Origin of the sequence: Paenibacillus sp. alder61 (assembly GCF_020179875.1) — a bacterium.
Taxonomy (GTDB): Bacteria; Bacillota; Bacilli; order Paenibacillales; family Paenibacillaceae; genus Fontibacillus; species Fontibacillus faecis.
Map to the genome: position 1 here is coordinate 17,819 of NZ_JAIUDG010000036.1, position 15,656 is coordinate 33,474.

At 52.5% G+C, this 15,656-nt stretch carries 14 protein-coding genes; 9 read left to right on the forward strand and 5 right to left on the reverse strand.

The window, feature by feature from the left end; genetic code table 11:
* Positions 1 to 424 precede the first annotated feature (424 nt).
* Both LBW89_RS26195 and LBW89_RS26200 read right to left on the reverse strand, forming a co-directional pair.
* Positions 425 to 1,954: a response regulator gene (locus LBW89_RS26195; RefSeq protein ID WP_225040833.1), complete on the reverse strand. Its 1,530-nt coding sequence runs from the start codon at positions 1,952 to 1,954 to the stop codon at positions 425 to 427.
* 22 nt (positions 1,955 to 1,976) lie between these two features.
* Positions 1,977 to 3,740, reverse strand: coding sequence for a sensor histidine kinase (locus tag LBW89_RS26200; protein ID WP_148450894.1), 1,764 nt, complete (start codon positions 3,738 to 3,740; stop codon positions 1,977 to 1,979).
* A 209-nt stretch (positions 3,741 to 3,949) separates the two neighbouring features.
* Here LBW89_RS26200 and LBW89_RS26205 point away from each other — a divergent pair, with 209 nt between their 5' ends.
* From LBW89_RS26205 to LBW89_RS26220, 4 genes are all read left to right on the forward strand, one after another.
* Positions 3,950 to 5,263, forward strand: coding sequence for an ABC transporter substrate-binding protein (locus LBW89_RS26205; protein ID WP_412067033.1), 1,314 nt, complete (start codon positions 3,950 to 3,952; stop codon positions 5,261 to 5,263).
* A gap of 69 nt (positions 5,264 to 5,332) precedes the next feature.
* Positions 5,333 to 6,205, forward strand: coding sequence for a carbohydrate ABC transporter permease (locus LBW89_RS26210; RefSeq protein WP_148450892.1), 873 nt, complete (start codon positions 5,333 to 5,335; stop codon positions 6,203 to 6,205).
* Positions 6,205 to 7,035: a carbohydrate ABC transporter permease gene (locus LBW89_RS26215; RefSeq protein ID WP_225040834.1), complete on the forward strand. Its 831-nt coding sequence runs from the start codon at positions 6,205 to 6,207 to the stop codon at positions 7,033 to 7,035. Before LBW89_RS26210 ends, LBW89_RS26215 begins: the two co-directional genes overlap by 1 nt.
* 220 nt (positions 7,036 to 7,255) lie before the next feature.
* Positions 7,256 to 7,432, forward strand: a complete 177-nt coding sequence (locus tag LBW89_RS26220; RefSeq protein ID WP_170287041.1) for a hypothetical protein — start codon at positions 7,256 to 7,258, stop codon at positions 7,430 to 7,432.
* Positions 7,433 to 7,483: 51 nt separating this feature from the next.
* Here LBW89_RS26220 and LBW89_RS26225 read toward each other — a convergent pair whose 3' ends face one another.
* Entirely contained in the window at positions 7,484 to 8,407 is a 924-nt protein-coding gene (locus LBW89_RS26225) for an AEC family transporter (protein WP_148451225.1), read from the reverse strand.
* 116 nt (positions 8,408 to 8,523) lie between these two features.
* Here LBW89_RS26225 and LBW89_RS26230 point away from each other — a divergent pair, with 116 nt between their 5' ends.
* A complete protein-coding gene (locus LBW89_RS26230; RefSeq protein ID WP_225040835.1) occupies positions 8,524 to 9,354 on the forward strand; it encodes a GNAT family N-acetyltransferase in 831 nt (276 codons plus the stop codon).
* Between the two features lie 26 nt (positions 9,355 to 9,380).
* Here the strand turns inward: LBW89_RS26230 and LBW89_RS26235 are convergent, their stop codons facing one another.
* Positions 9,381 to 9,812, reverse strand: a complete 432-nt coding sequence (locus tag LBW89_RS26235; RefSeq protein WP_148450889.1) for a threonine/serine exporter family protein — start codon at positions 9,810 to 9,812, stop codon at positions 9,381 to 9,383.
* 25 nt (positions 9,813 to 9,837) lie between these two features.
* Entirely contained in the window at positions 9,838 to 10,599 is a 762-nt protein-coding gene (locus LBW89_RS26240) for a threonine/serine exporter family protein (RefSeq protein ID WP_148450888.1), read from the reverse strand.
* Positions 10,600 to 10,823: 224 nt separating this feature from the next.
* Between LBW89_RS26240 and LBW89_RS26245 the strand changes: the two genes are divergently transcribed.
* The 4 genes from LBW89_RS26245 to LBW89_RS26260 all read left to right on the forward strand — a co-directional run bounded on the left by LBW89_RS26245 (position 10,824) and on the right by LBW89_RS26260 (position 15,636).
* On the forward strand, positions 10,824 to 11,948 hold the full coding sequence (locus LBW89_RS26245) for a GGDEF domain-containing protein (protein WP_225040836.1): 1,125 nt from the start codon (positions 10,824 to 10,826) through the stop codon (positions 11,946 to 11,948).
* Between the two features lie 145 nt (positions 11,949 to 12,093).
* Positions 12,094 to 13,443, forward strand: coding sequence for a spore germination protein (locus tag LBW89_RS26250; protein WP_225040837.1), 1,350 nt, complete (start codon positions 12,094 to 12,096; stop codon positions 13,441 to 13,443).
* Positions 13,436 to 14,530, forward strand: a complete 1,095-nt coding sequence (locus tag LBW89_RS26255; protein WP_225040838.1) for a GerAB/ArcD/ProY family transporter — start codon at positions 13,436 to 13,438, stop codon at positions 14,528 to 14,530. The genes LBW89_RS26250 and LBW89_RS26255 overlap by 8 nt, the downstream gene beginning before the upstream one ends.
* Positions 14,527 to 15,636: a Ger(x)C family spore germination protein gene (locus LBW89_RS26260; RefSeq protein ID WP_225040839.1), complete on the forward strand. Its 1,110-nt coding sequence runs from the start codon at positions 14,527 to 14,529 to the stop codon at positions 15,634 to 15,636. Before LBW89_RS26255 ends, LBW89_RS26260 begins: the two co-directional genes overlap by 4 nt.
* Positions 15,637 to 15,656 lie beyond the last annotated feature (20 nt).

Consider the following 15,656-nt stretch of genomic DNA (forward strand, 5'->3'; position numbering starts at 1 on the left):
AATATAACGGCCCAAAAGGCCGCTATGGCCGCGGGCGGGCAGGGAATTTGCGGGGTGTCAGATGCATAAATGCATATCGCTACGCCCGAGACTTTTCCTCCATCACCGGCTGAAGGGGACCAGTACCCCATCAAATAACCTTGATAACAGAATTCCTGCATATGTGCATGTTTTTTTTCTGTTTGGAGCAAAGATTTCAAAATTCCTGCAAATCTGCAGGAATTTGCGACGGAATCGGCTCGTTTCCCTAAAATCGCCGGAAATGCCTGCAGATTTGCATCTTTTTTCAAATCCCCTCAGGGACCGGCCTAAAATACCTGCAGATTTGCATCTATTTGGAGTTGGAGGGGGCAGAAAATGCGTAGTCCCCTTGATCTCCGTGGGTTAAATACGATTTTTCGCCTCCTACAACGGCTGAAGGGTACTAGTCCCGGGAGGCGGGCTGCCCCCCAAGCCGTTTTTCTTTGTACTCCGTAGGACTGCACCCCGTATATTCCTTAAACACTTTGGAAAAATAATGCTGGTCGCTGAAGGACAGCGCGTCCGACAGCTCTTTGACCTTCATATCCGGCCTGTTTTCCATGAGATGGCAGGCTTCTTTGATTTTCAGCCCGGTATAGTATTGCACGAAAGTGCTCCGCGTGAATCTCTTAATGATCCGGCTGATATACGAGGGACTGACGTGAAATTTTAACGCCACGTCGTTGATCGAGAGCTGGGAATACATATTCATCCGCACGAATTCGTCCACCTGCCGAAACAAAGCCTGCCCGCTTTTTCGGTGATGGGCCAACAGCTTGTCAAAGCAGCGTCCGCTCCATTCGATCAGCCCTTCCGCAAATCCGCGATAACTGTCCGCTTCAAACAGTGGCTTCGCGGCCGCCTCCAGATCCAGCCGGGCCTCGGGATCCTGTTCCGCCGACAAGAGGGAGAACGTGTCGACGAGGAGCCCGACAAATCGCTCCAGTTCCACCAGATGAACGCCGTCGCGTTCCCACTTGGCAAGCTGCTCGACGAGCCTGAGTCGGAACTGCTCCTTCCGGCGGCCGCGGATCAGCTCCGTAAATCCGACCGAGAGCGCGGGGGGCAGCCGTTCGTCTCCTGCCCGCAACCGGGACAGGGGGGCTCCGGTGTCGATCGCGACGCCTCGCCCGGTGCGCTGCTGTTCTTTCAGGAGGTCCGCGATCCGGTAATATAACTCGGCCAGCCGTCCCGGCTCGGTCGGCTCCCGCTGCCCTCCAATCGAAGACGAGATCCCCCGGTCAACCAATTGACGGCGTGCGGATTCAAGTAACTCATAGAGCGAAGAATACCTTTCCTGGGCCGTTGCCTGCACCAAGGCTAAAAACTGCTCCGGTCCGCGGGTGGGAAAAACCTGGCAGGCATACGGCTGGAACAGGTCTTGTAAACGGGCCTGAAGCTCGTCCCGCCGCCACTTTTCCGTCCAGGCGGTAAAAGGTTGCCTGCTTATGACCAGCACGAGCCTGCCGTAATGGCGTAGCGGTTCTACCAGTTGAGCTTCCGCTTGATCGCCGGGGCCGGCGATTTCTTTTAACATTTGGACATCTCGATCGTTTTGGGTGCCGAGCTGTTCAAGCACGCGTTCGATTACTTCTTTCAGCTGCCGGCGTTCGACCGGTTTGAGCAAATAGTCGAATACCTGCAGGTTTAGCGCTTTTCGGGTATATTCGAAATCGCTGTATCCGCTGATCAGGACCACTTTCAGAAGCGGGTTGATGCGCTTGGCTTCTTCAATCAGCGTCAACCCGTCCATTTTCGGCATCCGGATATCGGTCAGCAGAATCTGTATCGGCTGCAGCCTTAGGTATTCCAGCGCTTCTTCCCCGTTCGCCGCGGTGGCGGCGACCCTGACGGGCAGCTCCAGGGAGCCGAGCAGGTTCTGGATGTTCCGCAGAATCGGTTTGCTGTCTTCCACGATCAGCGCATCATACATACGATTCGTCCTCCTTGGGTGTTTAATAAAAGTCTTTCGCCAGCGAACCGATGATTTGGACCGTCGCCCCTTGCTCTCCGCCGGAATGGTTGAAGATGTTAAAGAACAGGCGGTTCTTATACATCAGCTTCAACCGGTTTACACTGTTCACGATCCCCATATTTCCGATGGCGGCCGTTTGGTTGCGGCTCTCCGGTTCGTCCGCGTCGGAGGTTCGCAGGTTGTGCAGAATCTCCCGGATTTTATCCGGGGGAAATCCGCTTCCGTTATCCTTGATTTCTACGGCCCACAGCCCGTTGAACTGCTTCACCGTAATTTTAATCCGCCAAGGCGGATCCGTATTGGCAAACGCGTGCTCGACGCAGTTTTCCACAAAAGGTTGGATAACCAGCCGCGGAAGCTGGATTTGCCGGGAAAATTCGTCGGTTTCGATCTCCCACTCCAGGTCTTCCTCGTAATTTTGCTGAACGAGTGAGAGGTAGTGCTTCGTGTGTTCCAGTTCGTCGGCCAAGGTGACGTGGGCATAAGGCGATGAAACGATGTAACGCAAGCAGTCGGAGAGATGTTTGCACATCTCGGATACGACGCCGTTCTTTCCCTCCTGGGCCGCGATGCTGATCAAATAGAGCACATTGTGAATAAAGTGCGGGGCGATCTGCGCCTGCAGCGCCGAGTTTCGCGCTTTAACCTCCTCATGGAGCGCCACTTTCTCCCGTTCGATCGACTGTTGCAGCCGTTCCATCATATCCTGGAACGCCTCGTTCAGCAGAACCAGCTCATTATTTTGCGGACGGTTGTCCATCTTCACGTTCATGTTGCTGTAATTGATCCGCCAGATTTGACTGCGAAGCTTACGGATCGGCAAAAGTATATTTCTTGTGGACAAGTAGATATAGACAAAGGAAAACAGCATCAATGAAGTGATCAGCAGAATGGAAATATATTTCACCGAGTCGACGGGACCGAGCACGGACTGTTTTGGGGTAACCAGATAAGTGGTCCATCCGGTGCTGTCGGAACGGGAATAAGCGACGTAGTTTTGATGCTTGTCGGCGTATACGCCGTTTCCGGCTGACGGCTTGTGGAATACGGATTTATCGGCCGCCGGAATAGACCCCGAGATGGAATCGCCCTGTTCGTCAAGGACATAGATTTCTCCTGTCGCAACCCCTTCCGTGAGGGATCGGAAATAAGCCTGATCCAATTGAACGGAAAGATACCCGAAGATTTTGCCGTTTTGATTGTTGATGGACCGGATGAACGAAATCGCATTCCCCTGGCGCGCTAAAATAAAGCCGTTGCCTGTCCACCGGCCGGAAGAACGGCTTTTGTCCAGAAATGACCGCAAAGAAGGAGGATAGTTTCCGGCGTCGAGATAGGAAACGAAGAGGCTGCCGTCCCTGTCGTAAATCGCCATATCCTTGATGTTCATACTCGGTCCGATCGCTTGAAACATAATGTCTTTCAGCCTTCGTCTTTGATGGAACCTGTCGTAAATCAAATCCGACCGGTACCCTTGTTCCAGGATGGAGAACGTGTCCTTGCTGGATAGAATGCGCTGGGATAACTGGTTCTGGCTCTCGATATAGAAGTCGATCTGATCGCTGACTTTGGCCGCGGCCTCCAGCTTTTCGTGGACGGTTCTATCCTTGAGCGGCTTGACCACAACCCAATTGACGAAGACGGTAAAGGCGCCCAGGACGATAAGCAAAAGGATCACAAAGATCAAAAACACTTTGGCTTGCAGGCTGATTTGATATTTTCCCGATCCGGTTGGTTGAGTCACGGCTGCGATGTTCCTCCTTCGGCAAGCTGGATTCGTTTTTTGATTACTAACTTTACATCCTTCCGGACAAAATGACAACGGTTTCAAGTTCAGAATTTTACACAACAACTGTCATTCCCAGACATGTACCTGGGATTCGACAAAATTTATAATCAAACGTGTAAGCGGATTCAAATTTACGGACGGGGGGATTCACCTTGAACAAACAGATGAAAAAAATGAGCACGGTCGTGCTGGTGGGACTGTTGTCGGTCTCATTGGCGGCTTGCGGATCGGGAGGCTCCAAGGCGGGGAACACGGCGGAAGGCGGCGGAAGCAACGGGGGAGGCGCCGGAGAAAAGGTGACGATCGAACTGGCTATCTCCAAAAGCTCGCAGGACTCCGCGTTCATTCAGCAAGACCTGCTTGATGAATTCGAACAAAAGAGCAACATCAAGGTCAACCTGCAGTTGATCCCTGCCGAGCAGACAACGACGGTGCTCCAAACCAAATTGGCGGTCGAGGAAACGCCGGACATTATCCAATACAATCTGGCCAGCGCCACCACGGACCTTAACCTGGAGCGTAACTTCGAAATTCTCGACAATGAGCCGTGGGCAAGCAGAATCGTGAACAAGGACGTGCTTTCGGCGTATGGTCACATCTACAGCTTCCATGTCAGCCAGGACACCGGGATGCAGGGTGTCGTGTACAATAAGCAAATTTTCGAAGACCTCGGCCTGTCCATTCCGAATAACTTTGAAGAGTTTCTGCAAGTGTGCGAAAAAATCAAAGCCAGCGGGGTCACGCCTGTATTTATGCCATATAAAGACGCCTGGGCCGCCAACGTTTGGCCGGCCGCCGCATTTGCCGATTTTGTGGCCAAGAGCGACCCGACCTTCTTCGACGAACTGAACAGCAATAAAAGAAAGTGGTCGGATATTCCGGAATTCAAAACATTCCTGCAGCAGCAGTACGATGTGTACAAAAAGGGTTATACCAACGCCGACGTCCTTAGCGACAGCTATGATATGGCGGTCGGTAAATTCCTGAACAAGGAAGTGGCCATGATGTTCATGGGCGACTGGCTCATTGAAGGAGTGGCCCAGCAGGATCCGAACATGAAGCTCGGCGTGTTCCCTATTCCGTCGGTGGAAGGCGCTAAACTGGGAGCGAGCCCGCTCGGCGGCCAGCTGTTTATTCCGAAGAAAGCCAAGCATCTGAAAGAGGCCAAAGAGTTCCTCAACTTCCTCGCCACCAAGGAAGTAGCGCAAAAAATCGTGGATGCCAAAGGCTATGTATCGAATTTCAGCGATGTCACCACACCGGAGCTGCCGGAATACAAGCAGGAGATCGTAGACAAATACATTACGCCGAAGAATACGGTGTTGACGACGGACGCTTACATGCTGGTGGACCGCAGCGAACTGTACCGCCTGCTTCAGGATCAGTTCGCCGGCGGACTGACGCCCGAAGACGTGCTGAAGGCCTGGGACGAGAAGTTTAGCCAATTGATGAAAGATAAAGAAATCGCCGGTTTCTGAGCGGCAGAATACAGGCGGCATAAAGTCCCCGGATTTTATGCCGCCCCAGGCTATAATGGGGTGTGAGACATGAAAACATTAAAGAACCAGTACTCGTATTATCTGGTTTTGCCGGCTCTGCTGATTTACTCGATCTTTTTCGTCATCCCCGCGTTTGCGGGCTTTTATTACTCTTTTACCGACTGGCGCCTGGACCGCCTGACACTCAATTTTATCGGATGGGACAATTTCACCAAGATTTTCAGCGACAAGACGCTCACGCTGGCGCTTAAAAATACGCTGATCTTCGCCGTCGTGACGGTGGTCGGCAAAAATTTGATCGGCATCGCGCTGGCCGTTGCCCTGAACATGAAATTGAAAACGAGAAACCTGCTTCGGGCGATCTTTTATTCGCCGTCGATCTTAAGCATTCTGGTGATCGGCATCGTGTTTACGCCGATGCTGCGTACCGAGGGCACGATCAATCGGATGTTTGAAGCGATGGGGCTGGACTCTTTAAGCCAGGCCTGGCTCACCAATCCATCCCTCGTCATCTGGACGATCGCGATCATTTCGATCTGGCAGCACGCCGGGTTTCAAATGGCGATTTACCTGGCAGGCCTTCAATCGATTTCCCAGGAATACTACGAAGCGGCGACGATCGACGGGGCGGGGTCCTGGAAAAAATTCACGAACATCACACTGCCGCTTCTGCTGCCGGCGATCAATATTAACCTGATGCTGACCCTTATCGGGGGACTCAAGGTCTTTTCGGAAGTCTTTGTCTTAACGGGCGGGGGCCCGGGCAACGCCTCCCAGGTCGTCGGAACGATCATCCTGCGCTCCTTCGGGGAAGGAAGCTGGGGGCTCGGTACGGCGATTAACACCCTGCTGTTCGTGGCCGTTACGATCATCGCCATCCCGCTGTTGATTTTCATGCGGCGTAAGGAGGTGACCGAATAATGGGATTTGGACGCAAACTGGCCTTGCGCAACTACTTGGTTGAAGGGATTCTGATTCTGGTTTCGCTGCTGGTCATCATCCCGGTGCTGATCATGATCTTCGGCTCCTTCAAGACGAGCGCTGAGGTGCTCGACTTCTCTTTAAAGCTGCCGGACAAGTGGATGTTTTCCAACTATGCGCGCGTTTTTGAAGAAGGCGGACTCTCCCGGGCTTTTCTGAACAGCTTATGGATTACGGGAATCTCCTCCGTCATCAACATCGTCGCTTCTTCGGCCGCCTCTTTCATTCTGGTGCGCCGGGACAGCAAATTCGCCAATTCGCTTTATATGTATTTTTTCATGGGGCTGATCGCGCCGATGTCGACCATTACGACCATTCGGATCGTCCAATGGCTGGGCTTCTACGGCAGCATGACGAGCGTTATTCTGATCTACGCCTCCCTGAATACCGCCTTCAGTGTTTTTCTGTACAGCGGTTTTATCAAAACGATCCCCAAGGCGCTGGACGAGGTGGCCTTTCTGGAGGGAGCGAGCGTGTTCGGCGTTTTCTTCCGCATCGTGACTCCGTTGATTCTGCCCGTGAACGCTACGGTCGCTATCATGGTGTTTATGTCGGTGTGGAACGACATTACGATTCCCGTGTACTTCCTGACCGACAGCTCCACCTGGACGATGCCGTTATCCATCTATAACTTTTACGGAAAATACAGCCGGGATTGGAACCTGATTTTCGCCAATCTGGTCCTGACCTCTCTCCCGGTCTTTATCTTATATTTGTTCGGTCAAAAGTATATCGTCAGCGGACTTACCGCCGGGGCCGTAAAGGGCTGATCGCGAACGTACGCCCGTCTCCGGGATGAGGAAAGGCGACCATCCGGCAGGATTCTGGAGGATATATACGAATAGGTCCGGGGAGCGTACATGAATACAAAGGCATTCTTTCTAATCGGATTTTAGCGGGGCTGAGCCGGTTTTCCCTTCGCGGCGGTAATCTCTATACTATTAGTTGTGTTCAAAAAAACCGTTGCGAGCGGATAGGAGATGACTTGACTTGGCTTATGATGAAATGTTGGTACGCCGGAGCGAGATGCTGAAGAAACGGATTGGCGCGATGATCGCCAAGGAAAACCAATATGGATTAGGAAAACAAGAGGGTCAATTTCTGCGGAGAATGATTAGAGAACTGCATCAAACCGCTTATGAAATGAATGCGAAAGCCGAAGTGTAAAAACGGATGGGCCGGTCATCGTGCGAGTGCGCGATACCGGCCCTTGTTCTTTTAGGCGACATACCGGGATAAGGAAATCAATGCGGTAATGGTGATAATATTCAGCAATGTCGAGATCAATACGGTTTGGGAGGCGAAATCGGGCTCATTGTTGTATTCTTCGGCCAGAATCGTGCTGTTGACACCGGTCGGCATGCCGGAAGCGATCAGCAAAGCCTGGGCGGGAATGCCTTTAAGCCCGAGCAGCCATATCAGCAGGAACCCGATAGCGGGGCCGATCAGGAGGCGCAAGGCCACGCTGAGATAAACCTCGAACCGGTCCAGCCGCAGCGGATATTTAACAATCTGCGCTCCCAGCGTCAGCAGGGCGACGCTGACCATGGAGTCCGACACATAGGCCAGCGGCTTGCCGATAAATTCCGGCAGCGGAAGATGCAGGACGTGAAAAGCCAGTCCCAGTACGAGAGCGTAGGGTACCGGCATTTTGAGAAATCCGATCAATGCGGCCTTTAAGGTTCCGCCGGACTTCGCCCGTTGGACCGACATCACACCGTAGGTAAAGGTCACCAGGCTTTGAAAAGTCATGATCAACGCTTGGAGCGAGGTGGCCAAGGCGTCCCCCTTAAAGGCCAATTGATTGATCGGCAGACCGTAGTTGCCGGAGTTATCGAGGATCAGACTGTTTGTAAAGGCGGCCTTCAACCCGCGGCTGAATTTAAGCCTACGGCTGACCAGGCTGCTTACGGCATAAAGCAGGAGCACGTACAGTACGTAAAATAAAGTGACATTCCCGAGCAGCTCGGGAGACATCTCCGATTGATACATACTGAGAAACACGACGGCGGGGGTGATATAATAGAAGTTGATTTTGGCCAAGGTGTACAGATCAAGCCGGAATGCCCGCTGCATCAGGGCACCCAGCCCGATCAGCACGAAAATGGGCAGAACGACGTCCAATAAAATCGCGGCGATCATCGTGCGGTTCATCTTCTTTCTGTAATTAGTGTAGGTCATAATTCGATTGCCGCCTGTTATTATAACATGATCCGGTCCGGGATAAAGTGAAGTGATGTAAAGGAGGAGAAGAAAGTATGGAATTGGAACCGCTCCGGAATCGCAATAACGCCGTTTTGGCTGAACTGGAACGAATCGTTGCCCTGGAAATGGAACTGACCTTGTTTAACGCCCGCCGCACGCTGTTTTCCGCAGATAAACAGGTAGAGGTGCGGAACATGGACGGCACAATGCTGCTGGTGGACCGGGAATCCCCGCGATCCGAATACTATAACCGGGTCATCGGATTCGGCCCGGACAGCTTATCCAAGCTGTCCGAAATCCTGCGATTTTACGGGGAATGCGGAATCACCCCCTGTTTCGATCTGACGCCGGACAAACAGACGGCGGAGGTGGCTGCCGCGCTGGCCGGCCAAGGTTATGTTCCCCGGCTGCAGCTTGCTTTCTTATCCGCATCGGTGGATGGAGCGCGGGAGCCTGGGGAAGAGAACCGGGATTTTCGGATTGAACCGGTCAACGAGGATAACGTGGAAGCTTTCTTGGATTTGATCGTTCTCTCCAACGGGGGTCAGCGGCCGGCTCGCGAGTTGCTGGACAAGAAAAAGGAATATTATTACCGGCCGGAATTTAAAAACTGGGTCGCCTGGGCCGGGGAGGAACCGGCCGGCATGGCGTCGCTGTTTCTACGGGGAGAGGAAGGGTACGCGGCGAACGACTTTACGTTTCCCGCCTTCCGGGGCCGGGGCTGCCAAACGGCTCTAATCCGCCATCGCTTAAGGGCCGCGAGGGAACTCGGCATCCGCAAGCTTTATGCCGACGTGGAATTCGGCGGTACCAGCCACCTAAACATGCTGAAGGCGGGGTTCTCCACAGCCTTTATCAACGCGTTCTGGATGAAAACCCGTTAATCGGCGGCCGGATTCCCGGACGGAGGTTAGCGGCCGGACAGCTTTCGCCACGTTTGGTTCAATACCTCGGAGAGAACCAGCCCGATAGCGATCGAACCGGAGATCAAGAAAGCCTGGGCCGCCAATTGAACCGCCGTATTGTAGTCGTTCTCGACGAAGTTCCGCATGGCGTCATAGGCCAACCCGCCGGGCACCAGCGGGATAATTCCCGAAACGCTGAACAATATGACCGGTTTTTTGTGCGTCCGGGCGAAAATTTGACTGACGACGCCGACGATAAAGGTCGCGGCAACGGTAGCCAACACGGTATCCAGACGCTCGTTCAGCAGCACGTAGACCGCCCAGCCCAACATACCGGACGCGCCGCATTGCAGAAGCGTGCGTTTGGGAGCATTAAATATAATGCCGAAAGCGGCCGAGGCGATAAAACTTGTAACCAGATGCAGCGCCAGATTCATAACGCATCGAATCCTCTTTTCTCCATTATAAAATCGTAAAGACCACCGCGATGCCCGCTCCGATCGCAAAGGCGGTCAGGAAGGCTTCGGCGCCCCGGGACAATCCGGAGACCAGATGACCGGCCATCAGATCGCGCACGGCGTTGGTAATAAGCAGTCCGGGCACGAGCGGCATGACCGAGCCGATGATGATCTTGCCCGGATCCGCGCCGAGTCCCGCCCGGAGCAGCAGATAGGCGAAAATGCCGATCAGGAAGGAGGCCGTAAACTCCGCGAAAAATTTGACTTTCACCAGCCGGTGCAGAAGAATCAAGGCCGAAAATCCGAGACCGCCGCAAACGATGCCCGGAAGGAAGTCGGAAAAGCCGCCTTGAAACATCAGGGTAAAGCAGCCGCTGGCGATGGCGGCGGCTCCGATCCGCAGGGGAACGGCATAGGCATGCCCGGACGATTCGATGGCCGCCAGCCGGTTCCGGGCCTCCGCCGCCGTAAGATCGCGATTCGCCAGCTTACGGGAAATGTCGTTTACTTCCGCGACCTTTTGCAGGTCTGTCGTTCTTTCCATAATGCGAACCAGTTTGGCCCACCGCATATTGTCGGACTGAAACATGATCCCGGTCGGGGTGACGTAGCTGTGCGAGCCGCTCAATCCCAGGGCTTCGGCAATCCGCGTCATCGTATCTTCCACCCGGTAGGTTTCCGCGCCGCTTTGCAGCATGATTTTGCCGGCCATCAGGCAGACTTCGATCGGTTCCTGCTCCTCGGGCCCCAATGCACTTTCCTCCATTTTTATCCTCCTTATACCCTGTTGAAGCCATTATAGCATGGGAAACCGGCAACATGAGAACATGTAAAAAACGTGTCGAATTATACAGGGAATTTGTCGAATATTATCGAATTATGTTAAATTTTATTGTATTTTTTACGGGTTTTTTCCAGATTTATATGTTATGCTTACTTTGTCCGTATGGAATACGCTGCAGCGGGTTCAACAAGGTGGGGGTATGGCATATGCTTCAAAGTTTGATCAACAACTTCACTGCTTTGACCACTTTTCTGTTTCTCGGTTATATTGTCTGGTCGAAATGGCGTTCCTCCGGAGAGAATGGAAGGTTCAGAGCCTTCAAAAGACAATTTCTGCTTGGGAGCGCGCTCGGTCTGTTCGGCGTCTCCTTGATGTACATATCGTTTCCTCTTAATTCCTCGACTTTAACCGATCTTCGACAGCTCCCGATCCTTATTTCCGTTTCCATAGGGGGATGGGCCGTAGGCGGGATTACGACTCTGATTATCGGGACGTATCGTTTATTCTTTTTGAACGGGTTTACTATTTCTTCGATGCTGGGCTCGCTCGATGCGCTGTTGACCTATGTCATCGCCATTTGCATCCTGAGGGAATACCGGTTATCCCTGCGGAGATGGAATTGGGCCGTGTGTTTATCGGCCATCGTTACCGCGGCGGTTTTTTACTACCTTCTAGAGGATGCCGATAAATGGGTTGCCATTCTCGTCTTTATTCTCATTTTCTTCACCGGCGGGCTCTTTACCTTCTCCATGCTGACTTATTTGAAGCGTTCCAATGAATCGCTGCGAATGATGCGGGAAGCGGCCCATCGCGATTTCTTAACCGGCTTGTTTAACGCGAGAGCCTTCGAATTTATGATGGAGCAAAAAACAGAAACCTCCAACCGCTCCAGTGTCCCTTTTACCCTATTGATGCTGGATATCGATTATTTCAAACGGGTCAACGATACTTATGGGCATCCGGCCGGCGATGCCGTACTGGCCCAGATGGCGGACGTGCTGCGCGGCACCTTTCGGCCGGGGGATCATATCGCCCGTAAAGGCGGCGAGGAGTTCGCCGTGATCGTCGACGCTTGCGATTCCGAGCAAATCCGGATTATTGCCGAGCGCCTGAGAAGAAACGTGGAGAACCACGTGTTCCGGTTACCCGAAGGGACGGAAATCCATATCACCGTGTCCGCGGGAAGCGCGACGTACCCCGACATCGATAGCCATCTGTTGGTTGACAGAGCGGACCGGGCGTTATATGAAGCCAAAGCCACGGGAAGAAACCGGGTATGCCGGGCCACGCTCCCTTCGCCCTACCGATTCGGAAAGCCCATGGATACGTGATAAAGCTTACGCATTGATGCGAAAGCTTTTTTTTATTTCCTCCGAAGGAAAAGAAACCCTCGCCTTTTTGCATGAAAATCGGCAGATGCTGGCAAAATAGGCTTACCTTGAAACCTAATCGCAGCCGAAAAGGAGGAATCCGGGCTTGAGTTCAAAAACGAAAAAACCGGCGGATGAGTGGCTGGCGGAAAAAATGTCGGGACAGGTCGATTTTGAAGAGCGGCGTCTGGGGCCGGGCGACGAGTTTCACGTGCAGTATATGCGCACTCTGACGAATTCCGATATCATTTTTCGGTTTATAGTTACCCCGAGTTACGAGATGGGGGATGTTCAGGCCTTTAAAAATTATATCGCTTCTTTTCCCGGTACCGTCCAGCCGAAAGATATGGAACAGTTGATGGAATATGTGCTAAAAGGGTATGTCGTGATTACGATCGAGTCCGAATGTTATCTGTTCGAAGCGGTTAAAACGGAGACGAGCGGGATCGGCGAAGCGATCAACGAGGCGATCGTTCAGGGACCGCGGGATGCGCTCAGCGAAAATATAGAGTTGAACATCAATCTTATTCGCCGGAGATATCAGTCCTCCGCCTTAAAAATCGAGATGCTTACCGTCGGTAATGTATCCAAGACCACGGTGGCGATTCTGTATGATGCCGACCGGGTGGATCGGCAGGTGCTCGATGAAATGCGGGAGAAGATCGGAGGCGTCAAGGTGGATATTTTGCAGTCGGCCGGTGAACTGGAGAAATACATCACCACGCAGAAATTCCGGGTGTTCCCGACCATGGTCGTTACCGAACGCCCCGACCGGGTCGTGTTTAATATCGCCGAGGGTAAAGTCGCCGTACTGATGAATACGACCGGGTTTGCGATTTTGGCTCCGACGATCTTTACCGACTTCTTTACGGCCATGGACGATAAAATCCAGGTGCCTTTGGTGGGGTGGTTTTTGAAGGTGATCCGTTACATCGGGTTGTTTATGACGCTGACGCTGCCCGGGTTTTATGTGACCTTCGCCTCTTACAATCCGGAAATTCTGAAAGTTCAAATTTCGCTCCTGATAGCGGGAAGCCGGGCCGCGGTCCCTTATCCGTCTTTTATGGAGGTCTTCCTGATGCTTCTGATGATGGAGTTTCTGACGGAGGCGAGCTTGCGCCTGCCCAAGGCGATCGGTCCTACGGCCACGACGGTGGGAGGGCTGATTCTCGGTCAAGCGGCCACTCAGGCCGGTCTGGTCAGCAATATCATGATTATTCTCGTCTCGGCCGTCGCGATCTCGAATTTCATTATCCCGTTAAGCATGATGGGATACACCGTTCGCGTAATCAAGTACATTATCGTCCTGTTTGCGATCACGTTCGGGCTGGTCGGGATGGTCGTCTCGGTCGTCGGTCTGATCTTGTATCTTTCGGGGATTCGCAGCTTCGGCAGGCCCTATCTGAAAATGACCGTATTGGAAACCAAGTCAAAGGGTGAGCGAAGAAATGGTTAGCGGCAAATACATTTACTATTTGTTTCTGATGAACGCGTTGATCAATATCATCAATTTCGTGCCCCGGATTCTTGTGATGATGCGGTTTCACGGTGCCTTGATGGCCATATTTATCGGGACGGTCGTGGGAACGGCCATTTTGTTTGCTTTTACGCGGTTGATGTCCCGTTTTCAGGGGAAGGGACTGCCGGAAATCTTCAACCGGTATCTCCCGCGTGTTTTCTCCGTCCCGCTATTGCTCCTTTATTCGATATTCTGGTTCGGCGCGGCGATCGTCACGATGCTTTCCTTCGTGGATATCACGCTCCGCTTTATCAGCCCGGATATCTCCCCTTATGCCGTCATGATCGGGTTTCTACTCCTTTCCTCCATCTGTGCGCGGCTTTCGTCGGAGTCGATTCTGTACGCGTTGGAGACGATCCTGCTGCTGATCACGCCGCTGATCGTCTATATTCTGGTCAAATCGTTAACCAGCGAGGGATTCAGTTGGGATGCCGTATTGCAGACGATTACCTATTTATGGACCAAGCCGAATTATTCTGCGGTGGCCGGAGCTACCTTTATCTTCTCGGGCTATATGAATCTGGTGGTGTTTAACCGGAATTTTCGCAATTTAAAGACCCGATTATTATGGGTCATTCCGGTTACGGCCTTTGTCATTCTGCTGGTCACCTTTCTTGTCCCCATCGGTTATCACGGGACTGTGGGAGTGGAAGATCATGTTTACAGCTGGTTCTCCACGGCGGATTCGATCCGGATGGAGCTTTTTATTATCGAGCGGGTGCTGTTCCTGTTCTATACCACTTACTTGTCGCTTTCCCTATTCAGCATGACGATTCATTGGCATGTCGGACTGGAGTTGTTTAAAGGGGTATTTAGGTCCAGGCATGAGAAAAAGGAAAGTAAGAAAGGCGACTGGTGGATCCTGACTCCCGTTTGCATCGTGACGCTGCTGCTGATGTCGTTTATGAATCAGGTCCGACTGGCTCAAATGGGACAATGGTTTTTAAATATTCGGTTTGCCAATGAATTTGTGCTGCTGATCGCCCTTTATATAGCCAATAAAAGGAGTGCGAGGCGAACATGAGAAAGGGTATTTGCTGCTTGATCGCGATCGTGCTGCTCGGGACGCTGACGGGCTGCCAGTTCAAAGATATCGATAAGCGATCGTTCGTGCTGGCCATTGGCGTCGACCGTCCCGAGGATCCGAACCAAAGGGATCAGTATGAAGTGACGCTGAAAATGGCGATCCCGGAGGGGGACCCGACCAAGCGAAGCCAAGAAGCCGTAATCATTACGGAAATCGCGAAAAGCGTACCGGAAGCGATCCGTTTAATCAAGTCCAAGATCGATAAAGAACCTGATTTCAGTCACTGCAAGGTGATGGTGTTCGGCGAATCTTTTGCGCGGGATAATATCGTTTCGATGACCGATTGGACCGCCAGACGCCGGGATATTCAGTTGATTATGTACGTCGCGGTCGGCAAGCCTTCGGCCAAAGAAGTTGTGAATATGCAGACCAAGAGCGAACGCCTCCCCGGAAACGCCCTTATCTTAAGCTTGGGGACGGAAGGGACGGAATCGCCGTTCATTACGACGATCTATTCCTTCGACCTGCATCGACGGGTTAACGAGCGCGGCATGGATCCCCTGATGCCTGTCGTTGAGGCGAAAAAGCCGGATATGCTGGTGATCGACAAAGTCGCGCTTTTTGACAAGAAGAAGATGGTCAGCATCTTGTCTCCGGATGAGACGAGAATGCTGAATTTACTGCGGACCCGGAATTTGCGTACAAGCTTTCATATCGAGGCGGAGGGGCAAAAGATCGACTACAATCTGGAGAGTTCAAGGCCCAAATACCGCATCAAGACGGGGAAAAACGGGAAAGCCGTCATTGCGTACAAGCTCAGCGGCAAAGCGATGATAGAAACCAACGAAGAAGGCGCCAAGATGGACGGCCTCCGAATGAAAGAGGCTTCAAAGGCGGCCAGCAAGCGGTGGGAAGAAGATAGCATGAAGCTGCTGAAGAAAGTCCAGTCTCTCGGCGTCGACCCTTTCGGCTGGGGCTTGCGTTATACTTCCAGGAACTGGAACAATAACACCGAGCTGAAGCAATGGCAGCAGCTTTATCCGGAAGCCGAATTCCAGGTCAAGGCAAATGTGAAAATTCAATATTCCGGAATGATCCGTTAAGTCCGGACGTTGACGAGCAA